Origin of the sequence: Citricoccus zhacaiensis (assembly GCF_014645315.1) — a bacterium.
GTDB classification, from domain to species: domain Bacteria; phylum Actinomycetota; class Actinomycetes; order Actinomycetales; family Micrococcaceae; genus Citricoccus; species Citricoccus zhacaiensis.
Genome location: NZ_BMLQ01000011.1, coordinates 48,733 through 65,610, shown reverse-complemented (window position 1 = coordinate 65,610; position 16,878 = coordinate 48,733). Strand labels below are relative to the sequence as shown.

Annotated in this window: 14 protein-coding genes; 7 read left to right on the top strand and 7 right to left on the bottom strand. The window is 68.8% G+C overall.

What is annotated here, in order from left to right; translation table 11 throughout:
• Positions 1-62 precede the first annotated feature (62 nt).
• Positions 63-2,291, bottom strand: coding sequence for a catalase (locus tag IEX49_RS15265; protein WP_188806964.1), 2,229 nt, complete (start codon positions 2,289-2,291; stop codon positions 63-65).
• On the opposite strand from IEX49_RS15265, the gene IEX49_RS15260 reads away from it, so the two are divergent.
• Positions 2,290-2,442, top strand: coding sequence for a hypothetical protein (locus tag IEX49_RS15260; protein ID WP_188806963.1), 153 nt, complete (start codon positions 2,290-2,292; stop codon positions 2,440-2,442). The genes IEX49_RS15265 and IEX49_RS15260 overlap by 2 nt on opposite strands.
• Here IEX49_RS15260 and IEX49_RS15255 read toward each other — a convergent pair.
• A complete protein-coding gene (locus IEX49_RS15255) occupies positions 2,432-4,306 on the bottom strand; it encodes an ABC transporter ATP-binding protein (protein ID WP_188806962.1) in 1,875 nt (624 codons plus the stop codon). The genes IEX49_RS15260 and IEX49_RS15255 overlap by 11 nt on opposite strands.
• A 179-nt stretch (positions 4,307-4,485) precedes the next feature.
• On the opposite strand from IEX49_RS15255, the gene IEX49_RS15250 reads away from it, so the two are divergent.
• The 4 genes from IEX49_RS15250 to IEX49_RS15235 are packed head-to-tail and all read left to right on the top strand — an operon-like array spanning position 4,486 to position 7,896.
• Complete coding sequence (locus tag IEX49_RS15250; RefSeq protein WP_188806961.1) at positions 4,486-5,001, top strand: MarR family winged helix-turn-helix transcriptional regulator; 516 nt, start codon at positions 4,486-4,488, stop codon at positions 4,999-5,001.
• 60 nt (positions 5,002-5,061) lie between these two features.
• Entirely contained in the window at positions 5,062-5,448 is a 387-nt protein-coding gene (trxA, locus tag IEX49_RS15245) for a thioredoxin (protein WP_188806960.1), read from the top strand.
• Positions 5,449-5,506: 58 nt separating this feature from the next.
• A complete protein-coding gene (locus tag IEX49_RS15240) occupies positions 5,507-6,136 on the top strand; it encodes a TetR/AcrR family transcriptional regulator (protein WP_188806959.1) in 630 nt (209 codons plus the stop codon).
• Entirely contained in the window at positions 6,133-7,896 is a 1,764-nt protein-coding gene (locus tag IEX49_RS15235) for an MDR family MFS transporter (RefSeq protein WP_188806958.1), read from the top strand. Before IEX49_RS15240 ends, IEX49_RS15235 begins: the two co-directional genes overlap by 4 nt.
• On the opposite strand, the gene IEX49_RS15230 is transcribed toward IEX49_RS15235, so the two are convergent.
• From IEX49_RS15230 to IEX49_RS15215, 4 genes are all read right to left on the bottom strand, one after another.
• The gene (locus tag IEX49_RS15230) at positions 7,886-8,413 is read right to left on the bottom strand and encodes a septum formation family protein (protein WP_188806957.1); all 528 of its coding nucleotides are present in this window, start codon (positions 8,411-8,413) and stop codon (positions 7,886-7,888) included. The genes IEX49_RS15235 and IEX49_RS15230 overlap by 11 nt on opposite strands.
• A 135-nt stretch (positions 8,414-8,548) precedes the next feature.
• Complete coding sequence (locus tag IEX49_RS15225) at positions 8,549-9,742, bottom strand: MFS transporter (protein ID WP_229672770.1); 1,194 nt, start codon at positions 9,740-9,742, stop codon at positions 8,549-8,551.
• A gap of 105 nt (positions 9,743-9,847) precedes the next feature.
• Positions 9,848-12,361, bottom strand: a complete 2,514-nt coding sequence (locus IEX49_RS15220; protein WP_188806956.1) for an S-layer homology domain-containing protein — start codon at positions 12,359-12,361, stop codon at positions 9,848-9,850.
• A 212-nt stretch (positions 12,362-12,573) separates the two neighbouring features.
• Positions 12,574-13,344: an IclR family transcriptional regulator gene (locus IEX49_RS15215; RefSeq protein ID WP_188806955.1), complete on the bottom strand. Its 771-nt coding sequence runs from the start codon at positions 13,342-13,344 to the stop codon at positions 12,574-12,576.
• 87 nt (positions 13,345-13,431) lie between these two features.
• Between IEX49_RS15215 and IEX49_RS15210 the strand changes: the two genes are divergently transcribed.
• A complete protein-coding gene (locus IEX49_RS15210; RefSeq protein WP_188806954.1) occupies positions 13,432-14,448 on the top strand; it encodes an ABC transporter substrate-binding protein in 1,017 nt (338 codons plus the stop codon).
• Between the two features lie 14 nt (positions 14,449-14,462).
• Complete coding sequence (locus IEX49_RS15205) at positions 14,463-15,740, top strand: cytochrome P450 (protein ID WP_188806953.1); 1,278 nt, start codon at positions 14,463-14,465, stop codon at positions 15,738-15,740.
• Positions 15,741-15,836: 96 nt separating this feature from the next.
• On the opposite strand, the gene IEX49_RS15200 is transcribed toward IEX49_RS15205, so the two are convergent.
• Complete coding sequence (locus IEX49_RS15200) at positions 15,837-16,877, bottom strand: ABC transporter substrate-binding protein (protein WP_188806952.1); 1,041 nt, start codon at positions 16,875-16,877, stop codon at positions 15,837-15,839.
• Between the last annotated feature and the right edge of the window lies 1 nt (position 16,878).

Genomic DNA, 16,878 nt, shown 5'->3' with positions numbered 1-16,878 from the left:
GAGGCGCCGTGACCGGCGGCGGTCCGGAGGGTCGGCCGGAGGGTGGGTGGAGGCCGTCCGGATCAGGTGGTGGCGAAGCGGCCCGTCGTCGGAAACCGCTCCCAGACCCGGTGCGCGGGCATCAGGCGCAGCAGCTGCTGGACCGCTTCCTCGCCGCCGGCACCGGTGACGACGCCGGCTCCCTCCAGGTACCCGGCCGTGCGCAGCACGTCCTCGCCGGCCCCGTAGGCACCGATGGCCTTGGCCTGGCGCCACACCTCGTCCAGCAGCAGGGAGACCCGGGGATCGATGCCCTCCGGGGTGGTGGCCCCGACCTTGCTGTCGAGGCCGTTGGCGGCGTCGGGGGCCGGGGGCGTCGCGGAGGCGACCAGGACGGCGTCGAACTCGATGGACCGGGCGGTGAGGTAGGTGCGTTGGGCCACCAGATCCTTGCCCAGCAGCCGCGTGGCGGCCTCCCCGCCGCTCGGTGCGACGACCAGCGGCACCAATCCGGCCTGATGCACCGCGGTGACCGCGCCGGAGAGTTCGCCGGCATCGACCTCCGGCCCGACCACGATGCCAACCTGCCGTCCGTCCAGCGGCCATTCCCGGCCCACCTGGGACAGCGCCGGGGACGGTACGACGTCGGCCGGGGACTCCGCCGGCTTCGGCACCGGCAGGCCCAGCCCGTCCGCGACGACCTGCGCCAGGGTCGGGTCGATCGCGGCCAGGGCCTTCAGCTGGCGCTCGCGAATGGCCTGCTCGTAGCACTTGCCGAGCTCGAAGGTGTAGGCCTGCGCCGTGTGCTCCTTCTCCACCTCGGACAGGGACTGGAAGAACAACCGGGCCTGGCTGAAGTGGTCGTCGAACGAGGCCGGCAGGGCCCGTTCCTTCACCGAGGCGGACACCGGGGCGGGGTGATCGATGAACGGCCGGTCGCCGTCGGGCGTCTCGAAGGGATTGCCGCCGTCCAGCGAGTTCGGCCGATAGGGGGCCACCCCGGCGTGCACCGCGGTCTGGTGCATGCCGTCCCGCAGCATGTCATTCACCGCGGCGTGCGGACGGTTGATCGGCAGCTGGTTCCAGTTCGGCCCGCCGAGACGGGTGATCTGGGTGTCCAGGTAGGAGAACAGGCGGCCCTGCAGCAGGGGGTCATTGGTGACGTCGATGCCCGGGATGAGGTTGTTCGGGTTGAACGCCACCTGCTCCGTCTCGGCGAAGTAATTGGACGGATTGTGGTGCAGGGTCATCAGGCCGATCGGTTCCACCGGCACCAGTTCCTCCGGCACGATCTTGGTGGGGTCGAGCAGGTCGATCCCGGCGAACATCTGGTCCTCGGTGTCCTCGAAGACCTGCACGCCCAGCTCCCACTCGGGGAAGGCCCCGGCCTCGATGGCGTCGGCGAGGTCCCGGCGGTGGAAGTCCGGATCCGCGCCGCTGATGATCTGGGCCTCCTCCCAGGTCACCGAGTGCACGCCGAGCTTCGGCTTCCAGTGGAACTTCACCAGCACGGTAGAGCCGTCCTGCGCGACGAGACGGAAGGTGTGGATTCCGAAGCCCTCCATCATCCGGAAAGAGCGCGGGATACCGCGGTCCGCCATGAACCAGATGGTGTGGTGCTGTGCCTCGGTGTGCAGGGAGACGAAGTCCCAGAAGGTGTCATGGGCGGACTGGGCCTGGGGGATCTCCCGGTCCGGGTGCGGCTTCACGGCGTGCACCACGTCCGGGAATTTGAGCGCGTCCTGGATGAAGAACACCGGGATGTTGTTGGCCACGAGGTCCCAGGTGCCCTCATCCGTATAGAACTTGGTGGCGAAGCCGCGGGTGTCCCGGGCCAGGTCCGTGGAGCCGCGGGAACCGACCACGGTGGAGAAGCGGACGAAGACCTCCGTCTCCTTGTCCTTGGCGAAGACCCCGGCTTGGCTGAGCTTCGAGGCCGTGCCGTAACCGCGGAACGTGCCGTGGGCACCCGCGCCGCGTGCATGCACCACGCGCTCCGGGATCCGCTCGTGGTCGAAGTGGCTGATCTTCTCCCGGAAGTGATGGTCCTGCAACAGGGCGGGCCCGCGCGGCCCAGCCCGGAGGGAATGGTCTGAGTCTTTGAGGCGGGCGCCGTGGGCCGTGGTCAGGAACTTCCCGCCCTGGGCCATCTTGTCCTGAGGCGTGCCCGTCTCCTGGCCGGTGGGGGACACGGTGGCCGGACCGGACTGGTCCGGGGAGGGCGGGAGCGGTCCGGCCGGGGTGGTCGGTTCCGCGACAGGGGGAGTGGCTGAGCCGGGCGAGCCGGGGATGCGGGGCTGCTTCTCGGTCATGGAACTGGCCTTTCGTCGGGTCCTGCTGACCGTGACCTGTGGCGCGGAGGGCGCCAACGCCGTCGTGCGGGACGAGGATCCCGGACTGCAGGACTGGGGTGGGTCCGTGGCTACCCTAGGCACGGCTCCCGGTGGCCTGGCTAGCCCGTAGCGACTGGCGATCTGAGGGCCGTGGCCGATGGCTGATCCCCACGGGCCGCGAGTACCGCGAAGGGGCCGGTGCCGGCCAGCAGCTCGGCCGGGGCGCCGCGCTCGACGATCCGGCCAGCGTCGAGCACCACGACCTGCTCTGCCTCGGTGACGGTGGACAGCCGGTGGGCGATCAGCAGGGTGGTCCGCCCCACGGAGAGGCGGTCCAGAGCGGCCTGCACGCGGGCCTCGGTGGTGTTGTCCAGCGCCGAGGTCGCCTCATCCAGGACCAGCACGGGAGGATCGCGCAGGATGGTTCGGGCGATGGCCAGCCGCTGCTGCTCGCCGCCGGAGAAACGGTGGCCGCGGGCCCCGACCAGGGTGTCCAACCCCTCGGGCAGGGCTGCGATGGTGTCCGTCAATGAGGCGGCGGCAAGGACCTCCCAGAGGCGGGCATCGGTGGCCTCCGGGTCCGCCAGGAGCAGGTTCTCGCGCACGGAGGCGTGGATGAGATAGGTCTCCTGGGAGACCACTCCGACGATCTTCGCCAGGTCCTGCGGGGCGATGTCCCTGACATCGGTCCCGTCGATCGTCACGTGGCCGGTGGTGGTGTCGTAGAGCCGGGGGAGGAGCCCGGCCAGCGTGGACTTGCCGGACCCCGTGGGGCCGACGACGGCCGTGGACGTCCCGGCCGGGACCATCAGGTCGATGCCGTCGAGAACCCGCCGGGCGCCGTCGTCGTAGGCGAAGGAGACGTTCTCGAAGCGGACCTCGCCGCGGACTCCCTCCGGGTCGATCGCGGCGGGCGAGGCCGGCGGCTTCAGCTCGGGATCGAGGTCGAGGTATTCGAAGATGCGGGAGAAGAAGGCCAGCGCGGTGACCCACTGGACGCCGATGTTCAACAGGCCCATGATGGGGCGGAACACGGTGCCCTGCAGGGCCGTGAATGCCACAAGGGTGCCGATGGTCATGCCGCCGGAGGTCGCCGGGAAGCCGGCGGCCAGGTAGATGATGGCGGGGATGGCGGCGAAGATGATCTGCATGGTCGCCATCCGCCAGCGGCCGGCCAGCTGGGAACGCATCTCCAGGTCCACGAGGGACTCGGAGCGGTCGGCGAAGCGGACGGCGTCCCGCTCGGTGGTGCCGAGGGTCTTGGCCAGGCGGACGCCGGAGACAGAGAGGCCGTCCTCCACCTGGGTGTGCAGCGCGGCGAGTGTCTGCTGGCGTTCGGCGGTGACGGCGCGGCGGATCAGGGCCACGCGGCGGGAGAGCCAGATGGCCGGCGGCAGCACCACGAGGGAGATCAGCGAGAGCTGCGGGGACAGCGCCACCATGGCGACGGCGGTGGCCACGGTGGTGGTCAGGTTGGTGGCGACGCCCGTGGCGGTGGACGTGACCACGGACTGCATGCCCGCGATGTCATGCGTCAGGCGGGACTGGACCTCGCCGCCGCGGGTCCTGGTGAAGAACCCGAGCGACTGCTGCTGCAGGTGCGTGAAGAGCTTGACGCGCAGGGTGTGCATGACCCGTTGACCCATCTGCGTGGCCATCCACGTCTGGACCACGCCGATCACAGCGGTCACGGCCGCCACGGCCACCATCGCACCGGCCAGGACGGCCAACAGGGGGAGGTCCTGATGCGGCAGGGCGTCATCGATCACCCCGCGGACCAGGAACGGCTGGGCGAGATTGACAACCGAGGAGACGGAGATCAACAGCACGACGACGGCGATGGTCACCTTGTGCGGGGCGAAGAGCGCCGCGATGCGGCGCAGGGACACGGGGTGGCGCTGCAGTTGGGTCTTGTCAGCCGGGTTCACCTTGGCGGGGCCGCGGCCTCCGCCGCCGGGCGGGTCGGAGGGGGTGTGGAGGGCTGGGGTGCTCATGGGCGTGCGCTCCTTCGATAGAGAGCTGAGGGAGGGAAGTCGTGGGGTCCGGGGCGCCGGCTGTTCGGGAGGGAGTTCCCGGTGCGTCGGGTGAGCCTTACGCTCGAACCCGATATAGCGAGGTTACCTCACTAAGAGGTTAGGAGTCAATATCGAGTGGGATGCGTAGGATGAGGGGTATGCCTGCTGGTGGCCCCACGTCCGAGACCCCCGACCTCGGTGACCTCATGCACGCCGCCTTCCGCCGGCTGCGCCACCGGTGGAGTCATCAGCTGGCTCCCTTTGACCTGACGCCGTATCAGTTCCGGGCCCTGCAGGCCGTGGGGGGTGGCGCCCATGGGCATGGGCCGGATGGCCACGGTGCCTGTGCTGACCACCGCCGTTGCCAGGAGGCGGGCCAGCACATCGAGGAAGGGCTGCGCCTGAAGGACATTGCCGACCGGCTGCGGATCGCCCCGCGCTCGGCCACCGAGGTCATCGACCAGCTCGAGGCCAAGGGGCTCGTGGAGCGCCGGCCCGACCCCGCGGACCGGCGGGCCACCCGCATCAGCCTGTCCGGGGTCGGCGTCCAGCTGCGGGAAGACGTCCGTGAGGCCCGGCGCCGGGAGGCCGGCGACTATTTCTCGGTGCTGTCCCAGCCGGACCAGGCCGAGCTGGCCCGGCTGCTGACCGAGCTGGCGCGCGCCCAGGAATAGCAGGCAGGGCCGGACGGGTTGAGGGATGTAGATTCCGACCTCTCTCCTGTCAGGAGCCCCATGGCCACCGTTGACCTCACCGTAGACACCTTCGGCACCACCGTTGCCGAGAATGACACCGTCCTCGTCGACTTCTGGGCCGCGTGGTGTGGCCCGTGCCGCCAGTTCGCCCCCGTGTTCGAGGCCGCCTCCGAGAAGCACCCCGACGTGGTGTTCGCCAAGGTGGACACCGAGGCCGAGCAGCAGTTGGCCGCGATGGCCGGCATCACGTCTATCCCCACGCTGATGGCCTTCCGCGGCGGCGTGCTGGTCTTCTCCCAGGCCGGAGCCCTGCCCGGCTCTGCCCTCGGAGAGCTGTTGGATCAAGTCAAGGGCCTGGAGATCGCCGAGGTGCGCCGGATGGCGGAAGAGCAGGCTGCGCAGTCGGGCTCAGCGCGTCAGGGGTGAGCTGCATCACTGCATAATTGCAGTTGCGCAATAAGTGCAGTTGTGCAAAAATAGATGCATGCCCCCCACGGATTCCCCTGCTTCGACGTCCCTTCGCGAGCGCAAGAAGACCGAGACCTGGCACGCCATCCATGACGCTGCCGCAGAACTCGCCCTCGATGACGACACCAAGCACGTCACCGTCGAGGCCATTGCCAGCGAGGCCGGCATCTCCCAGCGGACGTTCTTCAACTACTTCCCCACCAAGGAAGACGCCATTCTCGGCGTGATGCCGCCCAGTGCGCCTGAGCTGCCCGAGGACTTCCTCGATGAGGAGGGGCTCATTCACCGCACCACGGAACTCCTGCTGACCGTCGGCCGGAGCACGTACGCGGAGGGGGATGCTGACCGGCGGAGCAGACTCTTCGAGAAGTTCCCACATCTGCTGTTGCGGCGCCGGGAAATGATGATGCAGGGCGAGGACCTCGTCTATCAGATGATCGCCACGGCCATGGCCGACCATCCGGCCTGGTCCGGCGGACTCAACGGCCACAGCGTGGAGCAGACAGCCCGCATGCTCACCATGGCGGCCGGCGTCCCGCTGCGCTATCTCATCGTGACCCGTGGCGCGGCCGGCGGATATCTCGCACAGTCCTCCGTGGACGACGCCCTTGACCTCTACCAGGACCTCTACAGGAAGCTTTCATGACCCACCACCCCCAGGATGCTCTCAAGGGGTCCGCATCCGCCCCCGCCGCGCCGGTCCAGAAGACCGTGCCCGACGCCGGCCCGGCCACACCTTCGGCCACGTCCGGTTCCGCGGTCCCGAAGGGAACGCTCGTCCCACTGTTCATCGGCCTCATGCTGGCCATGCTGCTGGCCTCCCTGAACCAGACCGTCTTCTCCACCGCCCTGCCGACCATCGTCGGTGAGCTCAACGGTGTCAGCAGCATGGTCTGGGTCATCACGGCGTTCATCCTGGCCACCACCATCGCCATGCCGATCTACGGCAAGCTTGGTGACCAGATCGGCCGCAAGCCGCTGCTGATCTTCGCCATCTCCGTGTTCATGGGCGGCTCCGTGGTCGGCGGCTTGGCCCCGGACATGACCACCCTGATCGTGGCCCGCGTCATCCAGGGACTCGGCGGTGGCGGCCTGATGATCCTGTCCCAGGCTGCCATCGCGGACGTGGTCCCGGCCCGTGAGCGCGGCAAGTACATGGGCATCATGGGCGGCGTCTTCGCCCTGTCCTCCGTGATCGGCCCCCTATTGGGCGGCTGGTTCACGGACGGCCCCGGCTGGCGCTGGGCCTTCTGGATCAACCTGCCGATCGGCGTGCTGGCCCTGCTGGCCGCCATCGTGTTCCTCAAGTTGCCGCGCAACACCCGGGGCCGTCCGACCCTGGACTGGGGTGGCATGGCGCTGATCGCCGTCGCCACCACCTCGATGGTCCTGGTGACCACATGGGGCGGCAGCACCTACGCCTGGACCGACCCGGTCATCCTGGGCCTCATCGCCGTGTTCGTGGTGGCCGCCGTCGTCTTCGTGCTGGTGGAGCGCCGCACCGCCGAGCCGCTGATCCCGATGACGCTGTTCCGGGAGCGCAACTTCGTACTGACCACCATCTCGGGGCTGTTCGTCGGCGTCGCCATGTTCGGCGCGCTGGGCTACATGCCGACCTACCTGCAGATGTCCTTCGGCCTGGAGGCCTCCGTGGCTGGGTTGGCGATGATCCCCATGATGGCCACCATGCTTGTCACCTCCACGGTGTCCGGGCAGCTGGTCTCCAAGTACGGCAGGTACAAGTGGTACCCGGTGGTCGGCGCGTTCGTGATCACCGGCGCTATGGGTCTGTTGTCCCTGATGGATCCGCATCAGCCGATCTGGATCGTCTGCACCTACATGGCGGTCCTCGGCCTCGGTCTCGGCCTGTCCATGCAGATCCTCGTGCTGATCGTGCAGAACACCTTCCCGATCTCCATGGTCGGCACCGCCACGGCCTCGAACAACTACTTCCGTCAGATCGGTGCCACCCTGGGCTCCTCGCTGGTCGGCAGCCTGTTCGCGTCCCGCCTGGCGAACCTCATGACCGAGCGAATCCCCGCCGGGGCGTCCGGTCAGATGGGCAACGCCGACTCGCTGACCCCCGCCGCCGTGCAGGGCCTGCCGGAGCCGCTCCATGACACGGTGATCACCGCCTACAGTGACGCCCTGACGCCGATCTTCCTGTGGATCGCGCCGCTGGCCCTGCTCGCCGCCGTGTTGTTGTGCTTCGTGAAGGAGAAGCCACTGGCCACCCGGATCGAGCGTGCGGTGGAGAGCGAACCGCTGGCCACGGGAAGCATGTCGATCGTCTCGGCTGAGGCCGCCCGGGCCACCATCCCGGCCAGGGCCGATGAAGGCCGAAGTGTCGACGAGCCTGAGTCGGCAGAGCCGAAGACGGGCCGGAGCGAAGTGCTCAGCCGTTGACGGGCTCGGCGTCCCCGGTGGAGGGGCTGCCCGTCCAGGACGTGCCGTCCATCCGGTACAGCACGCAGTGGATACTCCGGTCGCCGCTCTCCCAGGAGTACTCGTTGGGGATGAGGGGGTAGAAGTCCCAGTCGGGTGAGTCCTCCCAGACCTCGTCCACATAGTCCTCGAAGACCTGACCGGCGCAGACCTGTTCGTGTTCCCACCACAGCTCGGGATCCTCGCCCGGGTACTCCACCGTCTCGGGGACCGCGACCACGTGCAGCACCTCGTTGTCATGCTCTTCGCCGCAGTCCACGGTGCTGACGCCGATGAGCTCGTCGGCCTCCGGCTCGATGAAGCACTCACCCGCCACCAGGTCGTTGGCGTCCTTCCGGTCGGGATTGAGCTCGACCCCGAAGGCCCGGGCGGCCTCGTCCACCTCCTCTGGCACAGCGGAGCAGGCGGAGACGGTCAGGAGGCCGGCGGCCAGCAGGGCGGCCGGAACCAGGGCGCGGGCAGGGCGAGGCAAGGGCATGTGCAAGGCTTTCGGTGCGAGCCCCGGACGCCGGCGGGGGAGCATTCCGGCGGGGGCGATGAGCGGTGATGACCACAGGATCATAGCCTGTCAGCCAGCGATTCGGCGTTCCGGTCCATGCTGGCCGCGCGTGTGTCAGGACGGCGGGACGGAACGCAGGTAGCGCCGTTGCGCCACCACCACGAGCGCCACCAGTGCCGCGGCCACCGCGGCCGTGGCGCCGAACAGCCAGGCCCATTGGCCGGCGTCGGCGAGGGGGCCCGCCACCAGCGTGCCCACCGAGCTGCCCGCGAACAGGGAGGCGGCGAACAGGGCGACGGCCGTTCCGCGCAACCCGGGCAGCACATCCGTGGCCCAGGCCTGCAGCGAGGTATGCAGCAGCGCCCAGGTCCAACCCAAGGCGGCGGCGGCGAACGCGACCGTCGGCACTGAGACGTGGACGGCGACGGCGGCATAGCCGGCTACCATGCCCGCCCCGCCGAGGGCCATGGTCGCCGGGACGGACAGCCGGCGGAGGATGGGCCGGACCAGCCGGCTGCACGCCAGGGTGGACACCCCGTACGCGGCGACGGCCAGGCCCGCCACGGACGCGTCCAGGCCCTGGTCCTGCAGAGCCGGGGCCAGCAGGGTCAGCAACCCCAGCACCACGGCCCCCTCCACGAACACCAACCCGATCACCGCGAGCATCCAGCGGTGCCGCAACGCCTCGGCGAAGGCCCCCAGCAGGGGCCGCCGGGCGGGCAATGGGGGTTCGGCGGTGGTCCGCAGGGCCAGGATGCAGCCCACGGCCAGCACCGGCGGGAGGGCGAACATCAGCCGCCAGCCCACCGTCTCGCCCACGACGCCGGCCGCGGCCGTCGCGATCGCCGTCCCCACCGCGATGGCCGCCATGTTGTCCGCCAGCGCGGCCTGGCGGCGCAGTGGTGGCACGGTGTCCCCGATGAAGGTGATGGCGGTGGGGATGATCCCGCCGAAGCAGGCACCGGTCAGACAGCGGAACAACATGAGCAGCGGGAGGGTGGGCGCGATCGCGGAGAGCAGGCCGAACACCACGGAGCCGGCCAGGGCGATCCGCATCAGCCGCATCCGCCCGAATCGGTCCGAGAGGGTTCCCCAGAGGGGCTGCGTGAATCCGTAGGCGAGGAAGTACACCCCGGCCACGGCCACCGCCTCGTCCAGGGAAGCGCCCAGGTCCACGGCCAGGAACACCAGCAGCGGGCTGACCGCGAAACGGTCCACGCTGGAGGTGAAGGAGGCCAGGGCGATGGAGACGGGCACGCGTTGGGGCGCGCCGCCGTCGGGCATCTGGGGGTTCTTCGGGGGCCTCACCAGGACAAGCTACGCCACGCCACCCCCACATCCCTTAAAACACGAGAGCGCTACTTGTCGATGACACCGGGGTGTCTCGACAAGTAGCGCTCTCGTGATGGTGGATCAGTCCAGCATGAACACGTCCAGGACCTCCGGCTGCGCGTCCGGGTTCTTGGTGTCCAGGATGAACGACGTCACCGAGCCGGCCTGGGTGTCCAGGTTGGTGAAGATGCTGTAGTCGTTCGAGGCGACGTACGGGGCGTCCTGGTCCGGGTCCACCAGGGACGCGAACGGGCGCTCGGACGGGACGATCGGCTCCAGGCCACCCGGGCTGCCCTGCTCCACGTAGTTGTCCGCGTTCCACGGCGCACCCGGGACCGGACGGGAGTCGCCGGAGAGTTCGTGGTAGGCGCCGTAGGAGTTGCCCACGTTGGAGGTCTCCAGGTAATTCACGCCGTGCTCGGACTCGAAGCGGTTCCACAGGTGGGAGTGGCCGTTGAACACCAGGTCCACGGTGGTGCCCTCGGCGTCGATCAACGGAGTGAGGTCGGTGAGGAGCTTGTTGTTCTTAGCCTCGTACTCGTAGCGGATGCCGGTGACGTTGCCCTCGGCGTCCTTCTCCTCGATCTTCGTCGGCTCCGCGAAGGCGGGGGTCACGTTGTCACCCAGGCCCTGCGGTCCCTCGTGCATCATGACGACCACGTTCTCGGCCTCGGTGGTGGCGTCCGAGGCCAGCTCGTCCTGCAGCCAGCGGTACTGGTCCGAGTCCACGGCCAGGGTCTCGAAGATGAACGAGCCGTGGCCCTGGGCCATCGGGTCGTCCAGCGTGTCCGCGGCCTCTTGGAAGCGCGAGGCGGCCTGGCGTGCCGCCGGGTCGGAATCGGCGGTGCCGGAGCGCCAGATGCGCGTGGAGTAGAGCGAGATCAGGCGGGTGTTACCCACGGTGGTGGCGTAGTACTGCTCACCGCCGGCCTCGGACTCGGGCAGCGAGAAGAGCTCCTCGTAGGTGGTGGTGGAGAAGGAGTTGTCCTCGATCCACTGCTCCTTGACCTGCTCGTCACCGGACGGGTTGACCTCCCCTGCGACCTTCTCGTACTCAGCCTCGGCGACCTCGCGGGGGACCGGGGAGTTGAAGGACTCGTTCAGGGAGGTCATGCCGTCGATCCGGCCCTGGACCTCATGGTTGCCGATGGCCGTGTAGAGCGGGGCGTGCTGGATGATCTCGCCGCCGTCATAGGTCTCGCCGTTCGGGGCCTCGAATCCGGCGTTGCCCTGCAGGCCGGGGAAGAAGGCCAGGCCGTTCTCGGAGTCGAACCACTCGGAGGCGCGGTCCGGCACGTTGGCCAGGTCGCCGGCCATGAACACGGCATCGATGCCGCCGGGGCCGAAGACGGTCTCGGCCCACTCGAGGTTGGCCGGGGTGTTGTTCTTGGCCTGGTGGTCCGAGGTCAACAGGATGTTGGCGTCCTCCTCGGCGGTCTTGGCGTCCTCGAGGGTGAATGTCTCGGACAGCACCGGCTTGCCGTCCAGCAGCGACACCACCCGGTATTCGACCTCCCCGGCGTCTTCGAGGCCGGTCACGGTGGCCTCATGGCGGAAGATGTCCCGGGATACGATGCCGTCTTCCTTTGCCGGGGCGTCGGAGAGCACCGAATCCGCGTCCTCGGCGGTGCGGGACAGCTGCGTGGTCTCGGCCTTCGTGACGGTGAACTGCGTGTTGTTCGCTTCGGACTGGAAGACGCCGGAGCGGGAGTTGGTGGCCTTGTCCACGGTGGGCATGAGGTCCTCAGCGGTCAGCCCGTAGACGTCGCCGGTGATGACCCAGTGCTGACTGCCCTTGAGCTCGGTGAACCACGCGACGTTGGTCTGGCCGACCTCGGGGACCTGCAGGAACGGGTCGGTCAGCAGGACCGGCTCGCCGGCGGGCATCTCCGGCTCCGGAACCTCGGGGTCCGGTGTGCCCGGGTCCTCGGGGTTGATGACGCCGTCGAGGCGGCTCATCAGGGCGGCGACCTCGCCGCGGGTGATCGGATCCTTGGCCTTGAAGTTGCCGTCCTTGTAGCCGGTGGAGATGCCCTCGGAAGCGAGCCAGATGATGGCGTCGTGGTGGGTGTTGGACTCGGCCACGTCCGGGAAGTTCACGTCGGGGTCGGCCTCGGTGGTGGGGTCCAGGGCGCGGTAGAGGAAGGAGGCGAACTCGCCGCGTTCCACGGCACGCTCGGGCTGGAAGGTGCCGTCTTCGTAGCCGGTGGTGATCTCTTCGGCGGCACCCCACTCGATGGCCTCGAAGTGGGTGGAGCCGGCCGGGGCGTCGGGGAAGCTGGCCTCGCCGGGGGTGAAGTCCTCGTTCAGGTAGCGGTAGACGAAGGCCATGGACTCGCCGCGGTCGATGTCGGTGCCCTTGCGGTAGGTGTTGTCGGCGTAGCCGGTGGTGATGCCGGAGCACTGCATCCATCGGACGTGCTCGAAGTACTGAGAGCCGGCCTGGTTGTCGGCGAAGTTCGCCGCGGTGCACTCGGCAGTGGTCCCGGCGGGCTGGCCGGTGGCCGATTCAGTGGGGGTGGCTGTGGCGGGGGTTGCCAGGAAGCCGATGGTCATGAGTCCGGCCAGGGCGGCCGCGGGTAGCTTGCGCTGCATGTTGGGGGCTCCGATGTTCAGGCCTGCGCCTGTCCGTGCGAGAGCCAGGCGCGAGTGATGAGCGGTGGGTGTCCCCACCGTGACCTGGTCAGTTCACCGGTCGCCGTCAACGCGCAGGAGAGCGTTCGGTGAACACCACGCTAAGAACGGTGGACATCGGCGCCATGCCCGTAGCCGGATCCGGTCAGACTCAGGGCTGTACCCGGGCCGGCTCAGGCCCGGCGGCCACTGGTCAGGGCCGCGTAGTCCCGTGCGATCGCCGCGGCGGCGGTCTGCAGGAGGCTGACGTAGGGCAGCACGGGAGCGGCGTCGTTGGGGACGATGACGGAGAGTGCGCCCAGCAGGTCATCCTGATGCCCGCGCAGCGGCACGGCGATGCCGCGCGCGGCCGTGTGCAGGAACCCGTCGTTGACCACGTGACCGGTGCGGCGGATCTCGGCCAGGCGGCGGCGGATCTGGGCCGGGTCCGTCACGGTCATCGAGGTGAATTGCTTCAGCCCGGCGGCCAGGGCGGCCTCCTGTTCCCGCTCCGGCAGCCACGCGAGTTGCACGAGGCCGGAGGAGGAGGCCAGTGCGGGCAACCGCTGGCCGATCACCGAATAGTTCACGACGGCGTCCGGCGCGGACAGGCGTTCGATGAACAGGACGTCGCGGCCCGAGAGGATCCCGATCTGGGCGTGCTGCCGGACGGCATGGTGGACCTTCTGCAGGTGGGGCAGGGCCGCGGCCCGCAGGCCGGCGGCTCCGGGGGAGCGTGCCGACCATTCCCAGATCCGCGCCCCGAGCCGGTAGGTCCGGTCCGGGGCGCGTTCGAGCAGACCGAGCGAGGTGAGCTCACCCAGCAGTCGGTGGGTGGTGGACACCGGGCTGCCGGTGCGTTGGGCGATCTCGGTGGCGGTGAGGAACACCGAGTTGGAGTCGAAGGCGTCCAGCAGGTCCACCGCGCGGCTCAGTGAGGACCGGCCCGCGGACGTTCTGGCCATGCGTTTCCTTTCAAAGGGAGAACTCCGATGAAAACAGTGTGACATGACTCATAGTCGAAGGCATCCCCGTCAATCAAGGAGACCACGATGCCCACACGAGAACTCCTGGATGCCCGGCGCCGCAGCCTGCTGGCCGCCGGCGTCCTGTCCGCCGCCGCGCTGTCCCTGACCGCCTGCGGTTCCGGCTCACCCAGCAGCGCCGAAGCGGACACCGCCGGATCGTCCTCCGCCGCCGGGGCGGGCTCAGGTGCGTTGGAGACCGTCAACATCGGTTATTTCCCGCTCGTGCACACCTCCACCCTCGTCAATGCCGATGAGCAGGGGTACCTCGAGGACGCCGGCATTGATGCCGAGCTGACCCAGACCCAGGGTGGCGCGGCGGCCATCCCGGCTCTGGCCTCCGGCAATGTCGACATTACCTACGCCAACTACACCTCGGCCCTGCTCGCCGCCCAGCAGGGGCTGCCCATCGTCCTGATCGCCGGCAACGATGTCGGTGCCGACGATCACGGCATTTACGTGGGTCCGGACTCCGGTATCGAGGAGATCGCCGACCTGAAGGGCAAGAGCTTCGCCGTGAACAACCTGCAGAACATCGGCACGGTGGCCCTCTACGCCCAACTCGAGGAAGCCGGACTCTCGCCGGCCGACGTCGAGGTGATGGAGATGCCGTACCCGGACATGGCCGCCGCCGTGCAGAACGGCAACGTGGACGCCATCTGGCAGGTCGAGCCGTTCCAGGCAGTCTCCGAGAAGGAGGGGCTGGTGAAGATCGGCAACCTGTTCGCGGGTCCCGCCGAGGAGATGCCCGTGGCCGGATGGATCACCACCCGGGAGTACGCCGACGCCCATCCCGAGGTCATCGACGGGCTGCGTTCGGCCCTGTCCTCGTCGATGGAGGATCTCGACGGCAACCGCGAGGCCTTCAGCGCGCTGGTGCCGGAGTTCACCACGGTCACCGCCGAGGTGGTGCAGGAGATCGAGCTGCCCGTGTTCTCCGCCGAACTGGACCTCGAAAAGCTCCAGCAAGGCGCGGACCTGATGCTCGAATATGACCTGATCGACGAGGCCCTGGACGTCCAGGGCACGGCCTACACCGACTGACAGGAGAAGCCCTCATGACTGACACCACCGCCCTCCCGGCCCGGGCGAATCCGCACGGGGAGCGCCCCGCCCCACCCCTCACGGTTCCTCCCGCTCCCGCTGGCGTCCCGGCGGTTGACCTCGACCCGTTCTCGGACGAGACGCTGACCGATCCCTACCCCATGCACGAGGCCCTGCGGGAAGCCGGGCCCGTCGCCTGGCTGCCCCAATATGGCGTCTACGCGGTGGCCCGGTACGACGAGGTGGTCCACGTGCTGCAGAACCACGAGATCTTCGTGTCCGGACGCGGTGTGGGGCTCTCGGACTACCAGAAGGAGAAGCCCTGGCGGCCGCCGTCACTCTTGCTGGAGGCGGACCCGCCCCAGCACACCCAGGCCCGCAAGGTGGCGACCTCGGTGTTCAACCCAAAGACCATGCGCCAAATCCGGGCGGAGTTCCAGGACACCGCCAACCGGATGGTGGACGATCTCTTCGCCGAGGACTCCACGGTGGAGATCGACGGGGTGGCCGAGCTGGCCGCCGCCTACCCGCTGTCCGTCTTCCCGGACTTCATCGGCCTGTCCGAGACCGGGCGGGAGAACCTGCTGCCCTACGGCAACATGGCGTTCAATGCCTTCGGCCCGCAGAACCACCTCTACGATCGGGCCATGGAGACCGGAGGTCAGGCGGCTCCGTGGATCGTCGAGCAGTGCGTGGTGGGCACCCCGAAGCCCGGGCGATTCGGTGCGACCCTGCATGAGAAGGCCGCCGAGGCGGGGATGGACGAGGACGAAGCAGCGCGGTTGCTGCGGTCCTTCCTGACCGCCGGCGTGGACACCACGGTGCATGGCATCGGTGCCGCGCTGCGCGAGCTGGCCGAGCATCCGGAGCAGTGGGCCGCGTTGCGCCAGGACCCGTCCAAGGCCCGGGCGGCCTTCGACGAGACCGTCCGCTATGTGGCTCCCGTCCAGACCTTCTTCCGCACGGTGAACGAGGACACCGAGGTGTCCGGGGTGCACCTGCCCGAAGGGTCCAAGATCCTGATGTTCCTGGCCGCCGCGAACCGGGACCCACGCCACTGGGAGGATCCGGACACCTTTGACATCAGCCGCCAGGCCTCCGGGCACGTGGGCTTCGGCTTCGGCATCCACTCCTGCGTCGGTCAGATCATGGCTCGGCTCGAGGGGGAATGCCTGCTCGGCGCGCTGGCCCGCAAGGTCGCCTCGATCGAGGTGGTCGGTGAGCCGGAGTTGCAGCTGAACAACACCCTGCGCGGCTGGGAGCGACTCCCAATGCGCCTCACCGCGGCGTAGGCGCGGGAGCACTCCAGGAACGACGACGGGCCGTCCGGTCGGATCGGCAGGATCCGGCCGGGTGGCCCGTCGTGTGGGGGTTGCTGGTGCTCCGGTCTACTCCAGGACGTCCACCACGAGTCCATCGAGTCCGGCCTCGGCATCCTCGATGATCCCGGCCTCCTCTGAGGCCTCTGAGCCGCGCAGCATGGCCTGCTCGGGGAAGCCCCAGCCGAACTTCGTGAGGATCATCGTCTCGGCAGTCTCCGGATCGATCTCCGTGAAGTTGGACAGCTCGGTCCGGAACTCATCCGGGTGCTCCGTGGCATATTCCTGAGACTTCTTGACGACCTCCACGAAGTCCTTGACGAACTCCGGGTCCTGGGCCCACTTCTGCTCCGAGGTCAGGTAGACGGCCGTCACGAACTCCGGGTCCACATCGATGTAGGGGTCCGCGATCAGTCGATGTCCGGCCTCCTTGGCATTGCCGAGGAACGGCTCCGAGGTGGAGATGGCGTCCACGGAGCCGCGCTCCAGGGCCGGCTGCATGTCCGGGAGGGCCAGCTCGAGGAAATTCACCTGGTCGGGGTCTCCGCCGGCCTTCTTCACGGACTGGCGGATAGCCGCCTCGTGGAGTCCCTTGACCGCATTGACGGCCACGGACTTGCCCTCGAGGTCACCGGCATCCTGGATCTCCGAATCCTCCGGGACCACGATGCCACCGTGGTCAGCGCCGGGCTCGCCGGTGGTGCGGCCGCCCTCGGCCACGGCGATCACCGGAAGCCCCTTCTCGCGGGCCTGGAAGGCGTTGACACTGCCGGTGTAGACCACGTCGTACTGGTCCTGCAGCAGGGCCGGGATGGAGATCGAGCTTCCGGTGGTGAACTGGATGTCGATCGTCATGCCCTTCTCGGCGAAGAAGCCCTTCTCCTCGCCGAGATAAATGGCCGCCACGTCAACCACGGGCACGGCGGCCACGCGAACGGTCTTCAGTTCGCCGTCCGCAGTGGTGCCGGAGGCGTCGGAAGTCGCAGTGGAGCCGCTGCCCGTTGCGGTCGCCTCCGAGGAGGCCGCGCCGGAGGTGGTGCCACTGCCGCAGCCGGTCAGCAACAGCATGGAGGCGGCCGCGGTGGCGAGGATGGCGCGAAGTCTGTTCATG

Excerpts from the sequence above, each read along its gene's own strand:
- IEX49_RS15210 (WP_188806954.1), top strand. The coding sequence starts at position 13,432 with ATGCCCACACGAGAACTCCTGGATGCCCGGCGCCGCAGCCTGCTGGCC.
- trxA (WP_188806960.1), top strand. The coding sequence starts at position 5,062 with ATGGCCACCGTTGACCTCACCGTAGACACCTTCGGCACCACCGTTGCC.
- IEX49_RS15200 (WP_188806952.1), bottom strand. The coding sequence starts at position 16,877 with ATGAACAGACTTCGCGCCATCCTCGCCACCGCGGCCGCCTCCATGCTG.
- IEX49_RS15260 (WP_188806963.1), top strand. The coding sequence starts at position 2,290 with ATGGAACTGGCCTTTCGTCGGGTCCTGCTGACCGTGACCTGTGGCGCG.
- IEX49_RS15235 (WP_188806958.1), top strand. The coding sequence starts at position 6,133 with ATGACCCACCACCCCCAGGATGCTCTCAAGGGGTCCGCATCCGCCCCC.
- IEX49_RS15250 (WP_188806961.1), top strand. The coding sequence starts at position 4,486 with ATGCCTGCTGGTGGCCCCACGTCCGAGACCCCCGACCTCGGTGACCTC.
- IEX49_RS15230 (WP_188806957.1), bottom strand. The coding sequence starts at position 8,413 with ATGCCCTTGCCTCGCCCTGCCCGCGCCCTGGTTCCGGCCGCCCTGCTG.
- IEX49_RS15240 (WP_188806959.1), top strand. The coding sequence starts at position 5,507 with ATGCCCCCCACGGATTCCCCTGCTTCGACGTCCCTTCGCGAGCGCAAG.
- IEX49_RS15215 (WP_188806955.1), bottom strand. The coding sequence starts at position 13,344 with ATGGCCAGAACGTCCGCGGGCCGGTCCTCACTGAGCCGCGCGGTGGAC.
- IEX49_RS15205 (WP_188806953.1), top strand. The coding sequence starts at position 14,463 with ATGACTGACACCACCGCCCTCCCGGCCCGGGCGAATCCGCACGGGGAG.
- IEX49_RS15220 (WP_188806956.1), bottom strand. The coding sequence starts at position 12,361 with ATGCAGCGCAAGCTACCCGCGGCCGCCCTGGCCGGACTCATGACCATC.
- IEX49_RS15265 (WP_188806964.1), bottom strand. The coding sequence starts at position 2,291 with ATGACCGAGAAGCAGCCCCGCATCCCCGGCTCGCCCGGCTCAGCCACT.
- IEX49_RS15255 (WP_188806962.1), bottom strand. The coding sequence starts at position 4,306 with ATGAGCACCCCAGCCCTCCACACCCCCTCCGACCCGCCCGGCGGCGGA.